Here is a 21,367-nt window from a genome sequence, read left to right on the forward strand (position 1 = left end):
ACCTGAAAGATGTGCTGGCTCGCCTGCCAACACAGAAGGCCAGCCAGATCCACGAACTCCTGCCGCAGCACTGGAAGCCGGTCGACTGATCACTCGCAAAGGGTGATGACCGGCCGCTTACGAACCAGCGACTGGTCAAGGACCTGATGATCACGGCCGCCGGCAGCGACTGGATCCTGCGTGGCAAGACCGGCTGGAGCGGCAAGCTTGGCTGGTGGGTGGGCTGGGTGGAGCGCCCGAGCGGCCCGGTATTCTTCGCTCTCAACATGGAAACGCCCAACCGCATGGCTGATCTACCCAAGCGTCAAGGCATCGCCAACGAAGCATTGCGCACCATCGAGGCGTTGCCGCCCGAAGGCTGACAGCGACTGACGCGGGTATGTCGAGCGAAGCGTCGCCCCTCTCACGAGACAGGGCGACGCTTGGGATCGAGCTACTCCTGATGGCGTTCCAGGGCCTCGAAGAAGGTGCGTATTCGTGCGGCGTTGGCGCCGGCATCGCTGCGACCGAGCCGCGATGCGGAGCGCATGTCCACCCGTGTACCGCCCTCGCTTTCACGCAGGCGAATTGCCACGTCGTCCTTGAAACCGAACCAGGTGGTGGTGGCAACGGCCTCGATCCTGCCATTGTTGGCAGCTATCAGCTCCCAGCCGGAGGCATGGACCTCGGCCACGGCTGCCTCGAAGGCATCGTCGGGAGAGATCGGCAGCTCCAGCGCCTCGATATCCGGATAGGCCTCACGCTGCTGGCGGGCGAACGATTCACCGGGGTACTCCACGGCATTGGGTGCTGCTTCGCGCACTTCCACCAGTGCCACGAAGGCCGGAGGATCGTCGGTATCGGTGGTGATGTCATGGATCGGCGGCACGACACGGGCCTGCTGCAGGTGCATCAGCGGAACGATCAACAGCGCCATGGTGCCAATCAGCGCCAGGCCGCCGACCAGCGCGGGCCTGCCCCGCCGACAGAAAGCGGCCATCACAAGGGTTATCAGCCCCAGTCCGGCTGCCGCGAAGGCGGCGTAAGCCCCGTAGCGCAGCATGCCGAAGGCGCCGCTCAGGGTGAACCATTCCAGTCGATAGGCTGGCCCCGCAGCGCCCATCAGCAGTGCCGCCAGGCCAAGCAGTATAAGGGCGAGCAGCGCCGATACCGCCGACCACCGCCCACTTCGACGCGCTGAGTGCATAGTGCTTACCTCGCCGTTGCCGTTTTTGTTCGAGTCTTTTCCAGCTTGCCGCAACACGCTGGCCGGGACCGTCGGGGTGATCTCGGGTGCGACGCTGCAAAGAGGAGGCCTCGTCAGAGAGACACTTCACATAAAGTGATCTAATAAAACTTTAAGATCGGTGACATGCCGATTTCTTTTGTTCACGTTTTGCTGCGCACTTCTTCTGTATCGACCGTGGTTGGCAACCTATCTTGATAAGGTAGTTCTTAACTCTAGGAGGGAGTGCCATGAAAAGGAATGTAATGAAGAGAACACTATTGGCCATTGCCATCGGTGCGATTTCCGCCGGTCTTGCAGGTGGCGCCCTGGCCCAGGACGCCGAGGACGATACCGAGCTCAACGGCGATGCAACAATGAGCGAAGAGCAGCCCGATCAGATGACTGAGGATCAGGACCTGCATGCCGAAGGCGAGGATGTCGAAGATTATGAGGACATGGACGCCGACGACATGGACGCTGATGACATGGCAGACGACATGGATGCCGATGACACAGCCGACGACATGGATACCGAGGGCCTTGAAGCCGCTGAGGCCGGAGACACGTTAGATGAAGGAGGCATGGGCGAAGCCACTCTGGACGAGTCACTGGGTTCCATGCAGGTCAGCGAACTGGAAGGCATGACCGTCATCAATATGGAAGATGAGGAAATCGGCGATATCCAGGACGTGGTCAAGCATAACGATACCGGTAACCTTCATGCGGTCGTAACCGTTGGAGGGTTCTGGGGTATGGGTGGTACGGACATCGCCTTGCCGCTGGCCGAAATGCAGCTGGAGGACGATCAACTGGTGTTCCAGCAGACCTACGGTAAGGAAGAGCTGGAAAGCGCCAATGAGTACGACGAGGAGCGCTACAGCGAAGTGGATGATGACATGACCCTTTCGGAAGCCTGGGGTAGGTAAGCCACCGACAGGCTTTTAACGCCGATCTATCGGCATGACGGAGGCAAGGCCATTGCGCCTTGCCTTCTTTTTGCCGACAGGTCGGCTTCCATGGAATCTGTCAGACTAGGGATATCCCCATCCCGAACGTAGCAAAGAGGTAGCAATGAGCGCGACGACCAAGCCCTGGGCCCAGTCCATGCCGGAACGGCAGTTCACACTGATGCAGCAGATTCTGGATGCCCCAAGCCCCGTCGGGCTGGAGGGCGCCATGACCTATGGTGTACTAAAGCCTTATTTCGACACCTTTGCCCCCGGCGACTGGCACTTGCATCAGTACAAGGGGCATGCCGGCGTGGTGCTGGACACCCATCCCGGCCGGGACGACCTGTTCAAGGTGATGATCATCGGTCACGCCGACAAGATTCGCATGCAGGTGCGCAGCATCGGAGATGACGGCAAGATATGGATCAACACCGACGCTTTCCTGCCCAATGTGTTGATCGGCCATGAGGTCAAGCTGTTCAGCGAGGACCCCCAGGTACCAGGCCACTATCGCATCATCCAGGGTGGTACCGTGGAGGCGCTGGGTGCCATTCACTTCTCCGACCCGGCCCAGCGCGAAGGGAAAAAAGGCATCAAGAAGGAGCAGATCTACCTCGATCTGCAGATCCACGGCGAAGACAAGAAGCAGCAGGTGCTCAATCTCGGTGTACGCCCCGGCGACTCGATCATCTTCGACCGCCCCATTCGTCACGGTTTCAGTCCCGACACCTTCTATGGTGCCTATCTGGACAACGGCCTGGGCTGCTTTGTCACCGCCGAGGTCGCGCGATTGATCGCCGAGGCCGGCGGTACCGAGCAGGTTCGCGTGCTGTTCGCCATCGCCAGCTACGAGGAGATCGGTCGCTTCGGTAGCCGGGTCCTGGCCGGTGATCTGCGTCCGGATGTGGTCATCGGTGTTGATGTGAATCACGACTACGTGGCCGCCCCCGGCATCGGCGACCGGCGCATGCAGCCGCTGGAGATGGGCAAGGGCTTCACCATGTCGGTGGGTGCCATTGCCAGCGAGCAGCTCAACCGCATCATCGAAACCACGGCCAGGGAGCACGGCATTCCCATGCAGCGCGACATCGTCGGCGCCGACACCGGCACCGATGGCATGGCCGGTGTCCTGGCTGCCATCGACTGCGCCGCCACCTCCATCGGCTTCCCCATCCGCAACATGCACACCATCTCAGAGACCGGAAACACCCAGGATGTGCTGGCCGCCATCCATGTGCTGACACACACCCTCCAGGTCCTTGATGCCCTGCCGAATCCACACCGCGAGTTTCTCGACAATCACCCGCGCCTCGATGAGGCCGCCCGCCTTGAGCACCAGGGCTCGACCAAGCCCGACGATGAGAAAAGCGCCAACGGCGAGAAGCGCGGTAGGTAGGACCGATGGCAGAAACTGGCAATGAATCCCCGGCTGATCGAGTGCGCAACGTACTCGAAACGGCACCCGAGGCAATACTGCCGATGACCTATCAGCAGCTCGCCGAGGCTCTTGGGCTCGCGCCACCGCGCACCATCCAGCGCGTCGCCCAGGCGCTCGAAACGCTGATGCGCGAGGACGCCGAGCAGGGGCGGCCCTTCATCGCCGCGCTGGTGGTCAGTCGGCGTGGTGATGGCGTGCCCGCCAAGGGCTTCTTCGATCTCGCCATCGAGCTGGAGCGCTTCCCGGCTGACCCGGCACGGCATGCCGAGGTGTATCGGGAGGAATTCAGGAGAGCGGTGGCGACAAGAGGCGTTCGAGGCGAAGACTGAGATCACGGAATGGCTGGGGTTGGATTGACGACGGGTGGAATCACGGGTGGAAGAAAGGGTGAAGGAGGGGGGGAAAGAGACGGCGGATGACGTTTCGTCGTAGTGAACGAGGTCACGACGAAGGGAGAGGTCATCACACGCAGCAGCGCCGAGTAATCGAGTCCGAAGCGGATCTCCTCGCCGGGAGCCAGGCGGTTCTGCGTTTCCAGCACCAGGTGGTCGCTGCTGGCGGCGAGCACACTGACACCGAGAGGAGGCGTCAGGCCTTCCGGGTCGACGTCCTGCCGCCCGATGGAGACGATCGTCTGGACGATGGTGCCGCGTTCGTGCATCGGCGTGGGCACGCCGAATGCGGCCTCGCCGGTGTCGCCGCGCGGCGCCGTCGGCTTGGCCAGCGACTCGATGACGGGCACCACCAAGGAGAAGGCGTCGGTGTGCAGGCCGTGCAAGGGCTTCCGCGTAAGGGGGTCGCAGCCCAGCAGGATCGACTCGCCGAGCCGCAGGTCGTTGACCCGGCCAGCGGGCGCTGCGATGGCCCACTGGAGATTGGCCGAATTGCCGCCGGAAACGATTGGCAGGTGCAGGTCCAGCTCGACTTCGAGCCGGCTCACGAGTGCAGAGAGCTCGCCCATGTTGTCGGTGCTGGGCACGACGCCAGCCCGGCACGCCAGGTTGGTGCCGAGGCCGGCGAGCATGATGTGGGGGGTACGCGACATGTGTCGGGCGAGGTCCAGCACGTCACCCGGCAGCACGCCCTCGCGCAGGTCGCCCAGCTCCACCATCAGCACCACGCCGTGACTGCCACCGAGCCTGCCCGCCGCTGCCGACAGTGCCTTCACCACCTCGATCTCACTCACCTGACTGATGCTGGCGCAAGCCACCGCGCGGTCGGCCTGATCCGGCGTGGGCGATCGTAGTAGCGTCAGCGGTGCCTGGATGCCCGCAGCGCGAAGGATTTCGAGGTTTTCGAGGCGTGAATCACCGAGGCGCACCACGCCCCCCGCAATCATGGCCTTCGCTACCTCGGGCGAGCCCAGGGTGGCCTTGGTGACCCCCGTGACGTCGATGCCGCGGCCGGACAACAGAGTGACGAGTGCGCGAGCATTCTCTTCGATCTTGTCCAGGTCGATCTCGACGCGAGGGCAGGTCACGCCAATGCCAGTGACTGATGCGCCTGAAGTTCGGGAAAGGCGGCGGTGACCATTGCGACCAGCGCCGAGGGGTCGTGCCAAAGTGCATCGGTGGCGGCAAGGCCGAGCTCGACATCGTAGCGGGCGATAGCCGCCGTGACCTCTGCCTTGGTCATGTCCTCGTGGTTGATGGCCAGTCCAATGACCCGGGTCTTGCCGAACTGCTCGATGAGCTTGATCTCCGAGAGGGGAGAGGGCATCCGCACCTCCGGGTAGTCACTGAGCATTTTTCGGGCCGGGGCATGTTGCATGATCACGGCCTGTGGCCGGCTGGCGCGCAGCACCACCGTCGAGCTCAGGTAGGCGGGATGGCTGAGGGCGCCCTGACCCTCGATCACGATAACGGCGGGGTGTTCGCCCTCATAGGCGGCGACCACCGCCCCTTCAAGTTCGCCGACCCCGAACTGAGCGGGAATGGCATCGAGTGCGACACCATAGGCGGCGCCCTGCATCAGGCCGGTCTGCCCCGTGCCCACCATCACGGTGTGAATGCCTGCGTCGTTGAGTGCCTGGGTAAGCAGCGTCGAGGTGGTGCGCTTACCGATCGCACCATCGGTACCCAGTACCGCGATTCGCACGCAGTCGACGCTGTCGATGGCGCCATCGAACATGCGCAGGTGCTTGGTGGGTCTAGGACGCCTGATATCATGCAGCGCAACACCGCTGGCGAGTGCAGCCGCCGCGATCTCCGGATCGTCCGCAAGGAACTCGTGCAGACCGGATACCACGCCGATACCGGCCGCAACGGCCGCCAGCACCACCGCGCGGTCCGCCTCGGACATCAAGCCCGATAGCGGGGCAAGCCCGAAGATGAGCACGTCGGGCAGGGCATCGGTCTCCGAGAGCGCCTCCGCCAGATCGGCGACGATAGGGATACCTGCCGCCGCCTCGCCCAGGGCGGTGCCCGCGTCTTCGCCGCTCAGGGTACTGTCGATGACGGAAAGGATGCGATACCGCTCGCTGCTGCGTACCAAGCCGTTGGCTGTCTTGCCATCGATACGCGTGAAATTGTCCTCGCAATACACAACGGCCGATTGACGGGCATCAGTGGGGGGAGTGGCGGCGTCGAGGATGGCTTGAAGGGAATCAGGAAGCATGAATCGCAAACCTCAGGTCTGGACCCAGAGGAGGCGACAGGAAGGTCCCGACCGAGACGGCCGACAGTCAACGAGAGGTCTCCACCAAGATCAGTGGATGTACGTCAGGATACACAGATCGGGGACCGGCGTATGTTCGTCAGCGCACGCAGATTGGGCACACCCGTATGTGTGTCACCCTGGCGGTGCCTCCATAACCCTCAGCAGCGGCGCCATCACACCGGTGCTGAGGGACCAGGCATCAGCCAGCAAGGTCAGCGTCGTCAGAACACCAGCTGTGGCAGAAACGTAGATATCGCAGGGACAAAAGCCAACAGAATCAAGCATCCAATGAGAGTAACCAGGAAGGGAAGTATCATTCGAGAGAGCTGCCCAATCGAAACACCGGAAATACTGCAAGTGGCAAACAGCGTAATTCCCACAGGCGGCGTGGCCATGCCAATGGCAAGCGCCACAACGGTGATAACGCCGAAGTGAACCATGTCGATGCCTAGCTGTTGGGCAATAGGTGCGAAAATTGGCACAACCAGCAGTATAATAGCTCCTGTTTCCATGAAGGTGCCAAGTATCAGATACATGAGAATCATCAGCATGAGAATGAGATAAGTATTCGAGGATATTCCCAGGATCGTGCTGGAGGCCATCTGTGGTACTTGCTCAATGATCATGATCCAGCCGAACGGGCTGGCAACTGCAATAAGGAGTACGATCATGGCTGAGTTCAAGGACGCCTTGTAGAAAACGGGAATGATGTCCTTCCAGCTCAACTCCTTGTAAATGAAAATGCTGACAAAAAGTCCATAAGCAACAGCGATACCAGCAGATTCCGTCGGGGTAAATGCCCCGGTCATGATCCCCCCAAGTATGATGATAGGCATGAGGATGCCCCAGGAAGAGTTGAGGAATTTCTTCCAGCGCTGCTTCCAGCTCTGCTTTTTTTCTGCGGGATAGCCTAGCTGGTGAGAGCGCAAGACGCTGACGGCAATCAGTGCACCTGCTAGCAAAACACCCGGGAAAATCCCGGCAATGAACAATTGGCCAATGGAAACATCGGCAACTATACCGAACAGGATGAACGTTATGCTAGGCGGGATTACGACGCCCAGGCATGAAGCCGACGCCACGACAGACGAAGCATAGGGTCTTGAATAGCCGCGTTTCACCATCTCAGGAATGGTCAATTCACCTACCGCAGCAGCAGTGCCGGGAGCCGATCCGGAAATTGAGGCGAAAAAGGTACATGCCATCACGGAAACAGCCGCGAGTCCTCCTTTGAAGTGGCCAACCAGTGCACTGGCCAAGTCAACGATTCTTTTGGAAATGCCACCGCGCTCCATGATCGATCCGGCCATCATGAACAATGGAATAGCAAGCAAAGGAAAGGAGTTGATTCCTGCTACCATGCGTTGCGGCATCATTTCTATCGGCATCGTGCCAGCAACCATCAAGCTGGCCAAGGCCGCGAGCCCCATGGCAAAGCCGATTGGTATGTTGATTATGAAGCAGACCACAAGCATGGTAAGAAGAACAGCCAGCATGTCATGTCCCCTTTTGCACTGTTTTCAGATTGTTTTTTATTTTTAATATTTCAATAAGGCAAAACAGAAATATAAGAGCGCTCATGGTGGGTATGGATAAGTAAATCCAGCTCATGGGAATTCCTAGTGCAGGAGAGGTCTGTAGTCTAGTTGCGAGCACCACCTTCCAGCCGTAATAAATCAAGTGGCCAGAAAAAGCCATTATGGCAAGATGGCCAATGATTTCTATAAATAACTGTACTTTCTTGTTGAATAATTCGACCACGATGTTGATGCCGATATGTATTTTTTCACGAACGCCCATGGCGATTGCAAGAAAGCTACACCAGATGAATATGAAACGGATAGCTTCTTCGCTCCACGAACTGGATTTATTGAATCCATATCGCATAACCACTTGATAGAATGTCAATGATGCAATGGCTATCATCATGGCTACCAGGCAGGACTTGAGTAGCAGGTCGATATAAAACATTGGGTTTCGCTGTATTTTATTACTCACCACCATTTCCTTTTCAAGATAACAAGGCGCCAGGGAAGCGCCGGGTCCTTGCGCCTCAAGGCCCCGGCGGGGTGGTTACTCGGCTGCCATGACAGCTTTGATTAATTCTTCCCCCCGTGTGGCATCGCCACTTCCCAGTATTTCATAATAATCAGGATAAATCTTTTCAAAGGCGGCCTCAATGAAGGCATCTTTCTCAACCTCATTGATTTTCATGCCGTTGCTTTCCAGGACGTTTCTCATTTCGACTTCATACTCCGCAAGCGAGCTGCGCTGGATGCTACTTGCCTCAAGTGCTGCTTGAGAAATGATGTCCTGATGCTCTTCATCCAGGGTCTGCCACCAAGCCTCTGCAGCAATATACTGGCGTGGGTAGTAGAAGTGCCCACTGAGAGAAAGATAATCCTGAACCTCATAGAATCGCTGGCTATAAATAAGATTCATTGGGTTTTCTTGCCCATCCACAACGCCTTGCTGTAGCGCTGTATACAGCTCACCGAAGGACATTGGTACGGCAGAAGCTCCGAAAGCATTCACGGTGTCTACCATGACCTCACTTTCCATCACCCGTATCTTGAGTCCTTCCAGATCCTCCATGGAATGGATTGGGCGCTGGTCATTTGTAAAATATCGAAATCCGCCGTCGTTATAAGCCAGGTGCCGGATTCCCACGTCGGTATATTTTTCCTGTACGGACCTGCCAATTTCTCCATCCAGCACATTATGAGCATGATCGATATCACGAAAAATGAAAGGAAGGTCCCACAGCATGGCCTCTGGCACAAAGCCCCCCATGGGTCCATTTTCAACATCTCCCATTTCGATCATGCCTAGCTGGATTCCTTCAACGATTGTCCTGGCATCACCCAGCTGGCCCGCAGGATAAATCTGAACGTTGATTGATCCGTTAGAGCGCTCTTCCACCATCTCCTTGAATGCACTCACTCCCACGTTCTGAGGGTCATCGGGGTTGGTGTTGCCATTGTGAGCCAGCTTTATGTTGACCGCACCATGTGCGGAAGCAGCCGTTGAGAGTGCTGTAAATAAAATGCTGGTGGCGATGATGCATTTCACCGAGGATCCCATTTTTTCAATAGTCATTGTTATTGTCCTTTATTCGGAAATTCATGGTTGGCGTATATCAATTTACGCGATTTTTTGGCGTGCCATGATTTATGGTTTTTGCTACCTCCTGTGAAGCTTTTGTTCTAAGTTCTGACACGGAATCTTGAGATAGAAAAGCCGTGTGAGGCGTGATGATGACATTGCTCAGACTGGATAGCTCGGGCGCACTCCGAGGAGGCTCAAATTCGAGCACATCCAAGGCTGCACCGGCGACCCGCTTTTCGATCAATGCGGCATAAAGATCATTCTCTTGTACCAGACCTCCTCGTGATGTGTTGATGATGAGGGCGCTTTCTTTCATTTTTTCCAATGACGACTTATCGATTATATGTCTGGTTTCCTCTGTCAGGGGCAGGTGCAACGATAGATAATCGACATCGTGAAGAAATTCTTCCAGGTCGTCGATCTTGTCGATATGGTGCTTGGAAAGTAACTCGGATGAGCTATATGGGTCATATCCCACCACGTCCAGGCCAAAAGCTCTAGCCCGAAGAGCCACCTGTTGACCGATCGCACCACAACCAAGTAAACCAAACTTCTTACCTCTGAGGCGAGGCGCATCTTTGCCTTGGTTGGCATCCCAGGTACCTTTTGCAACCTGGCTATCAAGGTGGCAGATTTTTCTTGCCAGAGCCAGGAACATGCCAAAGGTATGATCTGCCACCTCGTCCTGGCAATAATCGGGTACGTTGGCAACAATAATGCCTTTCTCTGATGCCGCCTTCACGTCGATATTGTTGTAACCAATTCCAGCCTTGACGATAACCTTGCAATTATTAAGTTTGTGAATGAGCTCGGCGCTTATTTTTGCATAAACGACTAGCAGCGCATCTGCGTCCTTTCCGAGTTCTGCCAGAGTTTCAAGATCATGAGAAGGGCTTATGTTGAACTCGACGCCTTCTTTCTTGAAGACTCCTTCCTCAAGCGCTGTGTCTGGAAATATCGTGTCCGTCATCAATACTGAGGATTTCACAATTCTATCTCGCTTTTCTTGATTGATTTTTATTTGTAGCTATGCCGTATGCCGTCCATGCGGCATCATGCGGATATCATTTCACTGAGTTTTGGAAGAGAGGGGCTAATCAACTCGCAGCTTGTTGGTAAGAGTGCCAATGCCATCAATGGTGACTGACATGACATCACCAGCATTTACTGGGCCGACTCCATGAGGTGTGCCCGTCAGGATTATATCTCCAGGAAATAGTGTCATGCATTTCGATATGTAGCTGACTACCTCATTGACCCCAAATATGAACATATTTATATTGGAGCTTTGCCGAACCTCGCCGTTCACAGTAAGCTGAATCTTGGCGTCGCTTTGATCGATATCCTTTACTATTCCAGGGCCAATAGGGCAAAAAGTGTCAAAGGATTTCCCCCGGGTCCATTGCTTATCACTCAACTGAATGGCTCTCGCCGTAAAGTCGTTGGCGCAAGTGAAGCCAAAGATGAACTCATTCGCTTCATGAGGTGAGATGTTCTTTGCTTTCTTGCCAATCACAATTGCCAGTTCACCCTCATAATCAAGCCTGCCAGTATTTTGAGGTGCGACAATATCATCCCCATGGCCAATGATAGTGGTGGAGGGCTTCAAGAACAGCAGCGGTGCCTCGGGTAATGTCTCGTTCATTTCCTTTGCATGATCGAGATAGTTGAGCCCGACGCATACCACTTTAGTCGGTTCGCACGGGGCCAGTAACGTTACGGAAGAAGCCGGTATCTTGTCCTGGCTCAGCTTGGCGTTATCAAACATGCTTCCGTCAAGCCTCGTGATTAAGCCATTATCCATATAGCCGTGCTGTGTTTTGTTGTTATGGTTGTAGCGAACGTACATTGCCTAAGCTCCAGTTTTTATGGTTTCTTTGTTGATCAGGTGGTTCAGTCTTTCCTGCACATCCAATAGGTGAAGCTGCATTTCTTTCTCAGCTTGCTCCACATCGTTTTTCTTCAGTGCCTCCAGTATTTTTCCATGGAATCTAATGGATTCTTTCATGACTGGCTTGTCATACCCAACACTTTTCTGTGTGCGGAATACCAGAGTGATAATAGAGTTGTACAAGCTGGCGAGAACCCGGCTATTGGACGCTTTTGCGATTTGCTGGTGAAATGCGATGTCAGCCAGAACGTAATCGTCATTGTTGTCTTCACTTTCGGCTCGGATCATCAGCTCCAGCTGTTGCGACATGATGTTTAAATCTTTTTCTTCTATTCGCTGTGCTGCCAGCCGCACCATCGCCTTTTCCAGGAACATCCTTGCTTCAGTGACGTCTTCGTAACTGCAGTCGTTAAGTAGTATTTTTAGAGCCAGCGTTTCCTCCAGGATCGAAGAAAAATTGGTCGTAATAACCGTCCCAGCATTCGTCCTGCTTAACAGGCCCTGCAGCGATAGAATTTTAAGCCCTTCCCGCACCGAGGCGCGGCTCACACCAAATTGATCACAAAGTTCCCTTTCACTTGGAATTCGATCACCTTCGTTGAGCTCACCGCTAACGATCATGGACTTGATCTTGGCCACGACATCGTCACTCAAACTTTTTTTCTCAAGCGGCTCAATTTTCATAAGGCTATGACTCTGTGCGGTCTCATTTTGTGGTTCTATGATCTGATGGTCAGACCACGCAATGGGTTCAATCTAGCCACCCCGATAGCACGAGTCAAGATTTTTTCTAACGAAGGACTCACCGCCCTGATCGACTACCGCGCCCTCTGTTTCCCAATGCCGTCGGGTAGAAGACAGCCGTCTTGGATTGGGTAAGGTGCGACGATTCGATACCTCGGAGAGCCTGCCATCGTCTGTGACAGGCAGTGCAGCGCCTCGGCTTGGCCGATCGGGGTCAGGAAGAAGCACCAGCAGGGAGCATCTCGGCCAGCAGCGGCTCACCCGCCATGGCTTGCTGCAGTCGAGTGGCAAGGATGTCCACGATGGCGTCATTCTCACCCACCAGTCGTGTGATCGTGACGTTGAGGCCGGGTGCTTGTGCCATCGCTTCTGCGCAGATCTCTGCGATGTCGCCGCCTTCGCCGGCGTGGCGCCCGGGGGAGAGGAACAGCATGGAAAGGATCACGTCGCCGTGGGCCATGGCGGGAGAGGCGAGAAGATCGACCAGCAGTGGCTCGTTGAAGCGGTAGGCCTCGCCGTCGCGGCGCTCCATGGAGGCAAAAGTGACGCTGCTGGCCTCATCGGCCAGCAGCACGCTGAGCTGACCGGCGAGATAGTTGCGCACCGCGGTCACTTCCGGGATTGGGCTGCCGTGATCCACCAGCACCACCTTCGGCTGCGACAGCCCCGCCATCCTTTCACGCACATTATCAGCTAGCAGTCGCACCAGGCGCAGGTCCACCGGCGCCTGGCTGTCGACCAGCGGCAGGGCCACCTTTACACCCAGCTGCGGGTAGCTGGCCTGTACTTCGGCCAGGCGCTCGGGAAGGTAGTGGGTCAACGCCTGACTGGGGCCGAAGAAGAACGGCAGGATGAGCAGCTCGGTCACACCCTGTGCGGCTAGCCGCTCTGCCAGCGGCCCCAATGTCACGGCCTTGTGGCCGTCGAGCTTCTCGGAGGGGATCTTGTAGGAGTGCAGCAGCGAGGTGGCCTCCACCGCCTCACCGGTGGCCTGGCTCAGGGCATGGGCCAGGCGACGCAGGTTGAGCGTGGCCTGGGGGCGCAGGGAACCGTTGTCGACGAGCAGAATCTTTCGCATGAAGGTCTCTTGGCTGGCGCTAGGCGAGGTGCCCTGCGCATGGCGGTGGGCGTATCACACTACCCGGCGGGCTCGTGGGTCAAGTGGTCCATCTTTACCAGGCTCGGCTCGCATCATTATTCGTCTCATCATGTGAGCGGAATGGCCGGCTTAATCGGCTCACCGTATCGGTGATCCTTACTTAACCGCAATTGACACTTCCTCCTATTCGCGCGAGGCTAATTGCAGCGCCGCAAGGCGTCCCCGTCCGCGGAAAGGGCTGCGCCCAGCGCTTCACATCACGGATTCCATACGACTCCCGGCCTGCCCGGCGGACACAGGCGCATGGAGGGAATCGTATGTCCTCGCTCTCCCGGCGTGACCCCACGTCACACGGCCGTTTCAATCTCGAACAGCAGCGCAAGCGCGCCAAGGAACTGCTCAAGGCGGCCCGCGGCGACGAGCCGGCTGCCCTGGCACGGATTCTTCAGCAGATCCCCCCGCGCGAAGCGCCATTGAAGCTCACCGACGCCCAGCTCGTCATCGCCCGCGAGTGTGGTTTCCCCAGTTGGCCGAAGCTCAAGGCGCATATCGAATCGCTCGACGCCTCGCGGCGGCTATTGAATGAATGCGGCGACCGCGACATGGCCACGCTACACATTCGTTGCGGCTCGGATATCGAGCACACCCTGCGCACCGCCGGTTTCAAGGGCGACTTCCTTGAGTTTTCCGATCCGTTTTGTATTGGTCCGCTGCAGGATCTACCGCCCAAAGAGTTGATGCGGCTGCGCGCCCGCTTCCTAGCGGAGGTTTCCGGCATGACCGAGCGTGATGCACTGGCCCGGCTGCGCAAGGGCTACGGGCCATTGGATCAACTCGAACGCTATGAGCGCGTCGTGCTGTGGTTCGAGCACGACAGCTACGACCAGCTGATCCTCGCCTACGTGTTGCATCGCCTCCATGCGAATCCGCCCAGGGGAAGAATCGAGCTGGTGGCAGTGGAGTCAGTGCCCGGCGTGGAACGCTTCATCGGCATCGGCCAGCTCGCGCCTGACCTGCTCGCCTGGCTGTGGCGGCAGCGGCGTCCCATCGAGGCGCCATTGCTCGAGTTGGGCACTCGGGCGTGGCAGGCACTCACTGCCGAAAGTCCCGAAGCACTACAGGCACTGGCCGACACCGGTACGCCGGCCCTGCCGATGATGGGCCGCGCGCTGGCCCGCCACTTGCTGGAGCGGCCCGGAGCGGACATCGGGCTCGGCCTGACGGAACGGCTGACGCTCGAGATCGTGCGCGACCATGGTCCGTTGCCGGTGAGCAAGGCGTTCTCCTACCTGATGCGCGAATACGAGCCGCTGCCCTACCTGGGCGACCTGATGTTCTGGTGGCTTCTCCAGCCGTTGATCGCCGAACCAGAGTCGCTTCTAGCCATCAGCGATATCCACCAGGAGTGGCCCCATCGCCAGCTCGCGCTGACGGAGCGGGGAAGGGCCGTGCTCCATGGACGAAGTAACTTGACGGCAGGCCGTGGCAGTACGGCAGCAGTGCCATCGTTAAATCACTGAGCGTCTGACGGTATGGCCGCCGGGTCCATCCAGAATGGCTCCCACACATGACCGTCGGGGTCTGCCAAGGCACGGCTGTACATAAAGCCATGATCCTGCGCGGCGTTGATATCCCCGATGCCGCCGTTGGCGGCGGCCGCCTCATTCATGGCATCCACCGCCGCGCGGTTTTCACACGAGAGGGCAAGCATCACCTCGCTGGAATCGGTCGCAGGGATCGGACGGTCAGTGAAGGTGTGCCACTTGGCGTGAGTGAGCAGCATCACGTGGAACGTCTCGCTCAACACCATGCAGGCCGCCGTCTGGTCGGAGAAGTGCGGGTTGTTGGTAAAGCCTAGGGCTGTGTAGAACGACATCGACTTCTCGAGATCGGCAACGGGCAGGTTCACGAAGATCTTGCTCGACATGGTAGGGCTCCATCGGGTCAGGGCTGGTGTGCTCTCTCTTCTGTATCGGATAGGCTGGGGCGGTTTCGACAGCCCACCCATGTCGAAAAGAGTAGCGCCAGCTCAGCCGCGGCCGGTGGTGTGGCCTGTCCTTGGGCAAGGCCGCCTAGCTCGCTCAGACCGTGTACGGCAACCGCGCGTCCCGCCTCAGGCGTAGCATGGTGATCACGTTGGTCAGGAAGATGAGGCTTTCGGCAATGGTGCCGCCAATGGAGCCTGCCAGCACGTTGCTGGCGACCCAGCAGAGCGCCGCCGCAGCCAAGGTGACGCGCATGGGAATGCCGCTCAGCATGAACATGCCGTAGGTACCCAAAAGGCCAGCGGCCAGGGCCGGGATATCCTGCGGGCCGCTCCAGGTCAGTGCGGCCACCACCAGGGTGGCAAGTAGCATGCCAAGCATGGGTGCGCGGTTACGTCGGAAGCGGCGCACCAAGGCGATGCGCAGCACGATCAGCGCCGAGATCCCGGCGGCCACCCAGCTCTCGAACAGAGCGAACTGCGCCGCGAAGGCGATATTGGCGAACAACAGCAGCACGAACAGCCGGTCGTCTCGCTTGCTGGCAAAGGCCACCAGGCACAGGACCAGGGCCACTAGACTGACGCCCTGGCCAAGCAGCCATCTCAGGCCGAACTCATCCATGAAGCATCCGTTGTCGAAAGGGAGGCAAGTTTGTACAGATGCTAACATCGCGGGGGCAGAATCTGCGATGACACCGTCATGACTTCATGTCCCGTGCCGACGCTGTTGGCCGGCCGATTCCTTTGACCCTGCGCAAGAGACAAGCCGGATTTCGATGCTAGGTTGGTCATAAATTACGCTCCCTGCATTTTATGGGGAGCACGAACCACTTACGATTATGGTGGGCGTCGGTCGTCTGATAGGTGATTAAATTGAATCGATCGCGTTATTTTCGAGTCTGCCACAAAGCGCTGGCGATCCTGGCCATTCTCTTTGGTGCGGTGACTATCTTGGCGGGCTTTAGGGTCCTTGCCGGGGCAGACCCTGGATACGTCGTATCCCCGCCGCTGCTCATCTACAATACGGTCATGGGTTTTACTTATGTTGGAGTTGGAGCAATCGCATGGCGCAGCCTTGATTTCGGGAAGTATGGTGCCAGCGTAATATTCCTGCTCAATCTTATCGTCCTGGCAGCATTATTTATTGCTTATGTAGCAGGGAGTGCCGTAGCAGTAGAGAGTCTTCTTGCCATGATGTTGCGTACGGTCGTTTGGTTCGTGATATTTGTTGGCTTATGGTGGCTCAGTCGCAGGGATTTCGGCTCTGAACAGCGGGGCTAGCAAGAGTTTTAATACCTTCCCTAATGCAGTGGGGCATCGGAAGCCCTGGCTGACGACTACCGTAACGTGCAGGCATCCTGGCCCAGGCAATGCAATGCGGCGCGGAATGAAAGATACTAAGCCGGTTAACTATCGACACGCATTCCGCGAGGCGACATGAATTCCACCATCGAACTGTTGAAATCCCACCGCTCGATTCGCAAATTCACCGACCGCAAGATCCCGCACGAGCTGCTGCTCGAACTGATTCGCGCCGGCCAGGCAGCCGCGACGTCGAGCCATGTGCAGGCCTACAGCGTCATCCATGTGAAGGATCCGGCCAATCGTGAGCTGATTGCTGAGCTGGCAGGTGGCCAGACTTACGTTGCGACTGCTTCCGATTTCCTGGTGTTCTGCGCCGACATGAAGCGTCCTACCGAAGCCTCCGAGCGTACCGGCGCCAACGTCGTGCGCGGCATGACCGAGCAACTGCTGGTCGCTAGCGTGGATACCGCGCTGATGGCCCAGAACGTCGCCATCGCCGCCGAATCCGAAGGGCTCGGCATCTGCTATATCGGTGGCATTCGCAACAACCCCCAAGCCATCAGCGATCTGCTGCGCCTGCCGGAGCACGTCTACCCGGTGTTCGGCATGTGCCTTGGCTACCCGGCCCACGAGCCCGACGTCAAGCCGCGCCTACCGGTGGAAGCGATCCTCAAGGAGGACTACTACACCGACGACAGCGAGCTGGTGGCGGTTTTCGACGAAGCCATGCAGACCTACTACGGCCAGCGCAAGGGCGGCAACAAGGAGACCAACTGGTCCAGGAACCTGACCCCGCTGTTCGACAGCAAGCTGCGTGCCCATATGCGTGAGTTTCTGACAAAGCGTGGTTTCGAGATGAAGTGAGCCATCCAAAGCTCAATCGGAGGCGCCATGGAAGCGCTGACGCGTCATATCACCACCGAACTGCCGATCGGCGTCATCAGCGATACCCACGGGCTGCTGCGCCCCGAGGCGCTGACGATGCTGGAAGGCTGCGAGCAGATCCTGCATCTGGGCGACGTGGGCTGCCGGGACGAGGACGCCGCCATCCTTGAGCGGCTGGCGGAGCTTGCGCCGGTGGCGGCGGTGCGCGGAAATATCGACACCGCCTCCTGGGCCGAGGCACTGCCGCTGACACTGGATATCACCGTCAACGGCTGGCGCCTGCACCTGGTGCATATCTTGCGGAACTTCGATTCCGCCACCTCGTGCGATGCCGTACTTCATGGCCACTCCCACAAGCCGCGTCACGAATGGCAGGGCGGCCACTTGCTGTTCAATCCCGGTGCGGCTGGCAAGCGCCGCTTTCGCCTCCCCATCACCCTGGGCAAGCTCTGGGCCGACGAGCGTGGCCTGCGCGGTGCCATTCTGCATCTGCCGCTATGCTAAGCCCAGGCACCTGGGCAAATCGCTTTCCGCAATAATGTCCAAGCCTTCCCTTGGCGCCGAGCTTAAGCTATCCCTGTATGGCGTTCAGGGAGGCGCGACATGGCGAATCAATCCAGCCGGTTCGACTACTACAAGAGCCGACAGATACCCGAACTCACGGTGCTCCAGGCGTCGCTGAGCGACTTCAGCTACGACCGCCACGCCCACGAGGAGTACGCCTTCGGCGTGACCCTCTCCGGGCGGCAGGACTTCTTCAGTAGCGGGCAGTTTCACCGTAGTCCGCCCGGCAACGTCATCCAGTTCAATCCCGAGCAGGTGCACGATGGCCACCCGGGCGACGACACCACGCTGGGCTACGTGATGATTTACGTGCCTTCCGCTCAGCTCGAGGCCTCGTTTGCCGATGCGGCAGGGTGCGAGCATGCCGCCCAGTTCCAGGGCAGCGAGACTTTGCTGGCCGACCCCGAGCTGCGCCACGCTATACTCGATCTTGCGCAGTTGATGATTCACCAGCAGGGCACGCGCATCGACCAGGAGCACGCCCTGCACCGCATGGCGACGCGCCTGGTGCAGCGCGCCGGCAAGTTCCAGCCCGGCGGCAGGGTGAGCCGGCCCGATGCGCTGCTGCTGCGCGCCAAGGAGTACGTCCTCGCGCACCTGGAGGCGGACCTCTCGCTGGACGAGATCAGCCAGGCCGCCCATCTCTCGAAATATCACTTCCTGCGTCTGTTCCGGCAGCAGTTCGGCATCACGCCGCACCAGTACGTGTTGAGCTGTCGGGTCAATGCCGCGCGCAGCGCCCTGGAGGCCGGCTTGGCGCCTACCGAGGTGGCCTTCCGCTACGGCTTTACCGACCTCAGCCACTTCAATCGCCGATTCAAGCGCATCTACGGCAAGACGCCTTACCAATACCAACGCAGCGTCATCTAGCGGCGCTTAGCCTCGTTCGCTCGGCCACGAAACGCACTTTCTATCGGAGAGACTCCCCATGGAGATCGTCGCCTATGCCCTGGGCGTCATGTATACGCCTGGGCCCGTGAACCTGCTCGGCCTGAACGCCGGGCTCAACGGTCAGGCCAAAACGTCGCTTGGCTTCTTTATCGGCGTGGGGCTGGCCATGCTCACACTCTTCCTGCTGTTCGGCTGGGCCGGGGCGGCCTGGGTGCGCGGCGACATGCTAGCCGTGGTGGGGGCGGTGGGCTGCGGGTACATCCTTTACCTGGCGATCCAGATCGCCCGCTCGAGCATCGACCTGAACAGAGTGCGCGAAGCGCCACGCGTGCTGCAGTTCCGCGACGGCCTGATCATGCAGCTATGCAACCCGAAAGCCATGCTTGCAACCCTGCCCATCGCCACCATCCAGTTTCCCGCCGCCGGCATTCACGGCGTGAACCTGCTGTTCTGGTCGCTCGGGCTGGCAGTGCTGGCCTTCGGCGCCCCCGGCAGCTACGCGCTGATGGGCGCCGTGGTCGGCCAGCGCCTCGAGAACCCGAGGCTACTGAAGGGCTTCAGCCTCTCCATGGCAGCGCTGCTGGTGTGGGTCGCGATCACCATCGGCTACGAGCACGTGTGGCTGCCGCTGGCGTCGGGTGGATTTTGAGGCTTGATGGCCGTAAAGCGGACCATGCACTAAGACTTAAAACGAACCACCTCATGGGCAGGCCACAAGGCACGGCTTGCCTTCCAGACGCGCACGGGCTCCACCAGGGAGGCGCCATGACGCCCCAGGACGTATATCGCCGGATTGCGCGAGGAGTGTCTTTCCTGCTTCTGACAAGCACGATTGCAATGGCATCGACGATTTTTGCTGATACTGCGAAATCGACTCTGGCCTTGGCCCAATTCGATTTTCAGGACACATCTGGCGAAGACCAAGATCAAAGTGCCGAGCACGAAGCGAGACTGAAATCGCTCAATGAGACGTTGCACGGCGGGCTTGCCGAGAACAAGGAGATCTCGCTTGTCGGCCTGACCTGCGAGGTGGAGCGCTGTACGCACCGGACCCCCGGCCTGGCTGTGCTGACAAGACAGGCCAAGGCCGCTGGTGCTCAATATCTCCTTGTCGGTGAGGTTCACAAAGTGAGCACGCTCATTGGACGGGTAAGGCTGGCGGTGCTGGATCTGAACGACAATAACAAGTTTGCCTGCGAGCAACTCTTGTCTTATCGAGGTGATACCGACGAAGCATGGCAACGCATGGCACAGTACACCTTGCGTCACATCGAGGAGAGTTGCATTCCACTGCGCTGAAACCGCCATCGAACGCGACCGCCTACTCCTCATGCCCCGTATCGTCACGATCGCAGTCGTAGCGCTTCATGTGGGGAAACGGTGGCAGCCAGGACTCGCGACGGACGGTCCAGCTCTCGTAGGTGGGCATTAGTTGGTCAGACTCATCCAGGGCGCCCAGGTGCACTTCGATCTCGTCTCCGGTGCGTGCGAAAACGGAAGAGCCGCAGCGGGGACAGAAAAAACGCCCGTTGTAGTCGCGTGTCTCGCCTACGACCTTTACTGCATCCTCAGGGAACACCGCCGAGGCGTAAAAAAGCGCCCCGTGATGCTTGCGGCAGTCGAGACAGTGACAAAGGCCAACCCTGTCGGGGCGGCCCGAGGCCACAAATCGGACTTCGCCACAAAGGCAACCGCCTGTGAATCGGTCCATGCTGCGCCTCCTTAAACCTGATCTTGCCAACGGCCCTTGTCGGTAGCCCTTGTCGGTAGTGGAGAAAATGGCAGATAACCCATTGAAAGTGATCGACTCGTTCCACGCTGCTACATGTGATGCCAATCGGGTCCCTGGAAAAGCAAACGGTAACAAACGGATGCTTATGTGTGCAGTCGTACAGAGGGCCGGGATGCGGTGAACTATAATGAATGCATCTGACAGGAAGGCGGAAACGCCCCATATTGGCTCGCCTTATCCACCCTTTCTACGAGAACGCGCTGTTCGGCAAGCATCACTCCCTCTTCCTGGTCAGAACCATCCCCAATCATAGCTAGCGCACTAGCTAGCCTGTCGGGAATTCCTCGACCGCCTACAGCGTGAAGAAAGCCGTGTTGGCAACGTTGATACCAGATAACCGTCATCATGCCCGGGCGGTGCCTGAGTCAGGAGAATCGATATGAAACGTCGCATGCGCCTTTTCAGGAAGCCCGCAGTCATTCTGGCCTCGCTGTCACTGATGAGCCCGGCCTTTGCCCAGGCGACCCTGTCGTCGGCTACCGATGAAGAGATCATCACACTCAGTCAACTTACGGAACCGGCGGACCAAACGGAGGAAGAGCTCCTGGTCGAGCAGGAAGGCGATGAACAGGCCGTAGCAGACGATCTCGCCGAGCAGGAAGCCACCGAGCAGACCGAAGCCGACACCCTGGCAGAGCAGGAAGCCACCGAGCAGGCCGAAGTCGACGCCCTGGCGGAGCAGGAGGCTGCCGAGCAGGCCGAAGCCGACGCCCTGGCCGAGCAGGAAGCTACCGAGCAGGCCGAAGCCGCCGCCCTGGCCGAGCAGGAAGCCACCGAGCAGGCCGAAGCCGACGCCCTGGCAGAGCAGGAAGCCACCGAGCAGGCCGAAGCCGCCGCCCTGGCCGAGCAGG

General features: G+C 58.5%; 24 protein-coding genes and 1 pseudogene. 12 read left to right on the forward strand and 13 right to left on the reverse strand.

The window, feature by feature from the left end:
* Positions 1-122: 122 nt before the first annotated feature.
* Positions 123-362 (forward strand): annotated as a pseudogene (locus DU505_RS21355) (penicillin-binding transpeptidase domain-containing protein); the annotation flags it as partial.
* A 71-nt stretch (positions 363-433) separates the two neighbouring features.
* Here DU505_RS21355 and DU505_RS21360 read toward each other — a convergent pair.
* Positions 434-1,186 carry a DUF1499 domain-containing protein gene (locus DU505_RS21360; protein WP_114480993.1) on the reverse strand — a complete coding sequence of 251 codons (753 nt, stop codon included), beginning with the start codon at positions 1,184-1,186 and terminating at the stop codon, positions 434-436.
* 269 nt (positions 1,187-1,455) lie between these two features.
* On the opposite strand from DU505_RS21360, the gene DU505_RS21365 reads away from it, so the two are divergent.
* The 3 genes from DU505_RS21365 (at position 1,456) to DU505_RS21375 (ending at position 3,924) form a co-directional block, all read left to right on the forward strand.
* Entirely contained in the window at positions 1,456-2,133 is a 678-nt protein-coding gene (locus tag DU505_RS21365; protein ID WP_114480994.1) for a PRC-barrel domain-containing protein, read from the forward strand.
* A 145-nt stretch (positions 2,134-2,278) separates the two neighbouring features.
* Positions 2,279-3,553, forward strand: coding sequence for a M20/M25/M40 family metallo-hydrolase (locus tag DU505_RS21370; protein ID WP_114480995.1), 1,275 nt, complete (start codon positions 2,279-2,281; stop codon positions 3,551-3,553).
* Positions 3,554-3,558: 5 nt separating this feature from the next.
* Positions 3,559-3,924, forward strand: coding sequence for a hypothetical protein (locus DU505_RS21375; protein ID WP_114480996.1), 366 nt, complete (start codon positions 3,559-3,561; stop codon positions 3,922-3,924).
* Positions 3,925-3,926: 2 nt separating this feature from the next.
* Here the strand turns inward: DU505_RS21375 and DU505_RS21380 are convergent, their stop codons facing one another.
* The 9 genes from DU505_RS21380 to DU505_RS21420 all read right to left on the reverse strand — a co-directional run bounded on the left by DU505_RS21380 (position 3,927) and on the right by DU505_RS21420 (position 13,074).
* A complete protein-coding gene (locus tag DU505_RS21380; protein WP_114480997.1) occupies positions 3,927-5,075 on the reverse strand; it encodes an alanine/ornithine racemase family PLP-dependent enzyme in 1,149 nt (382 codons plus the stop codon).
* On the reverse strand, positions 5,072-6,211 hold the full coding sequence (locus DU505_RS21385) for an N-acetyltransferase DgcN family protein (protein ID WP_114480998.1): 1,140 nt from the start codon (positions 6,209-6,211) through the stop codon (positions 5,072-5,074). The genes DU505_RS21380 and DU505_RS21385 overlap by 4 nt, the downstream gene beginning before the upstream one ends.
* 263 nt (positions 6,212-6,474) lie before the next feature.
* The gene (locus tag DU505_RS21390; RefSeq protein WP_114480999.1) at positions 6,475-7,749 is read right to left on the reverse strand and encodes a TRAP transporter large permease; all 1,275 of its coding nucleotides are present in this window, start codon (positions 7,747-7,749) and stop codon (positions 6,475-6,477) included.
* 1 nt (position 7,750) lies between these two features.
* Positions 7,751-8,251 (reverse strand): TRAP transporter small permease, encoded by a 501-nt coding sequence (locus DU505_RS21395; RefSeq protein ID WP_181872901.1) that lies wholly within the window; start codon positions 8,249-8,251, stop codon positions 7,751-7,753.
* A 75-nt stretch (positions 8,252-8,326) separates the two neighbouring features.
* Positions 8,327-9,352 carry a TRAP transporter substrate-binding protein gene (locus DU505_RS21400; protein WP_114481001.1) on the reverse strand — a complete coding sequence of 342 codons (1,026 nt, stop codon included), beginning with the start codon at positions 9,350-9,352 and terminating at the stop codon, positions 8,327-8,329.
* Between the two features lie 40 nt (positions 9,353-9,392).
* Positions 9,393-10,349, reverse strand: coding sequence for a C-terminal binding protein (locus DU505_RS21405; protein WP_147273114.1), 957 nt, complete (start codon positions 10,347-10,349; stop codon positions 9,393-9,395).
* Positions 10,350-10,454: 105 nt separating this feature from the next.
* On the reverse strand, positions 10,455-11,210 hold the full coding sequence (locus DU505_RS21410; protein ID WP_114481003.1) for a fumarylacetoacetate hydrolase family protein: 756 nt from the start codon (positions 11,208-11,210) through the stop codon (positions 10,455-10,457).
* Between the two features lie 3 nt (positions 11,211-11,213).
* The gene (locus DU505_RS21415) at positions 11,214-11,936 is read right to left on the reverse strand and encodes a FadR/GntR family transcriptional regulator (RefSeq protein WP_114481004.1); all 723 of its coding nucleotides are present in this window, start codon (positions 11,934-11,936) and stop codon (positions 11,214-11,216) included.
* Between the two features lie 274 nt (positions 11,937-12,210).
* Positions 12,211-13,074 carry a sirohydrochlorin chelatase gene (locus DU505_RS21420; RefSeq protein ID WP_114481005.1) on the reverse strand — a complete coding sequence of 288 codons (864 nt, stop codon included), beginning with the start codon at positions 13,072-13,074 and terminating at the stop codon, positions 12,211-12,213.
* A 338-nt stretch (positions 13,075-13,412) separates the two neighbouring features.
* On the opposite strand from DU505_RS21420, the gene DU505_RS21425 reads away from it, so the two are divergent.
* Positions 13,413-14,615, forward strand: coding sequence for a DUF1835 domain-containing protein (locus DU505_RS21425; protein WP_114481006.1), 1,203 nt, complete (start codon positions 13,413-13,415; stop codon positions 14,613-14,615).
* On the opposite strand, the gene DU505_RS21430 is transcribed toward DU505_RS21425, so the two are convergent.
* Positions 14,609-15,022, reverse strand: coding sequence for a VOC family protein (locus DU505_RS21430; RefSeq protein ID WP_114481007.1), 414 nt, complete (start codon positions 15,020-15,022; stop codon positions 14,609-14,611). The genes DU505_RS21425 and DU505_RS21430 overlap by 7 nt on opposite strands.
* A 154-nt stretch (positions 15,023-15,176) precedes the next feature.
* Positions 15,177-15,701 carry a YgjV family protein gene (locus DU505_RS21435; protein ID WP_114481008.1) on the reverse strand — a complete coding sequence of 175 codons (525 nt, stop codon included), beginning with the start codon at positions 15,699-15,701 and terminating at the stop codon, positions 15,177-15,179.
* Between the two features lie 251 nt (positions 15,702-15,952).
* Between DU505_RS21435 and DU505_RS21440 the strand changes: the two genes are divergently transcribed.
* From DU505_RS21440 to DU505_RS21465, 6 genes are all read left to right on the forward strand, one after another.
* Positions 15,953-16,360, forward strand: coding sequence for a hypothetical protein (locus DU505_RS21440; RefSeq protein ID WP_114481009.1), 408 nt, complete (start codon positions 15,953-15,955; stop codon positions 16,358-16,360).
* Positions 16,361-16,516: 156 nt separating this feature from the next.
* Positions 16,517-17,248 carry an oxygen-insensitive NADPH nitroreductase gene (gene nfsA, locus DU505_RS21445; protein WP_114481010.1) on the forward strand — a complete coding sequence of 244 codons (732 nt, stop codon included), beginning with the start codon at positions 16,517-16,519 and terminating at the stop codon, positions 17,246-17,248.
* Between the two features lie 27 nt (positions 17,249-17,275).
* Positions 17,276-17,773, forward strand: a complete 498-nt coding sequence (locus tag DU505_RS21450; protein ID WP_114481011.1) for a metallophosphoesterase family protein — start codon at positions 17,276-17,278, stop codon at positions 17,771-17,773.
* 99 nt (positions 17,774-17,872) lie between these two features.
* The gene (locus tag DU505_RS21455; protein ID WP_114481012.1) at positions 17,873-18,703 is read left to right on the forward strand and encodes an AraC family transcriptional regulator; all 831 of its coding nucleotides are present in this window, start codon (positions 17,873-17,875) and stop codon (positions 18,701-18,703) included.
* Between the two features lie 58 nt (positions 18,704-18,761).
* On the forward strand, positions 18,762-19,373 hold the full coding sequence (locus tag DU505_RS21460) for a LysE family translocator (RefSeq protein WP_245948127.1): 612 nt from the start codon (positions 18,762-18,764) through the stop codon (positions 19,371-19,373).
* 116 nt (positions 19,374-19,489) lie between these two features.
* Complete coding sequence (locus DU505_RS21465; RefSeq protein ID WP_181872902.1) at positions 19,490-20,023, forward strand: DUF2380 domain-containing protein; 534 nt, start codon at positions 19,490-19,492, stop codon at positions 20,021-20,023.
* Between the two features lie 22 nt (positions 20,024-20,045).
* Here the strand turns inward: DU505_RS21465 and DU505_RS21470 are convergent, their stop codons facing one another.
* On the reverse strand, positions 20,046-20,435 hold the full coding sequence (locus DU505_RS21470; protein WP_114481014.1) for a GFA family protein: 390 nt from the start codon (positions 20,433-20,435) through the stop codon (positions 20,046-20,048).
* Positions 20,436-20,895: 460 nt separating this feature from the next.
* Between DU505_RS21470 and DU505_RS21475 the strand changes: the two genes are divergently transcribed.
* Positions 20,896-21,367, forward strand: a 472-nt coding sequence (locus tag DU505_RS21475) for a hypothetical protein (RefSeq protein ID WP_220250982.1), incomplete at its 3' end; no start/stop codon positions are given.

This window comes from Billgrantia montanilacus, from assembly GCF_003336675.1.
In the GTDB taxonomy this organism is placed as follows: Bacteria; Pseudomonadota; Gammaproteobacteria; order Pseudomonadales; family Halomonadaceae; genus Halomonas; species Halomonas montanilacus.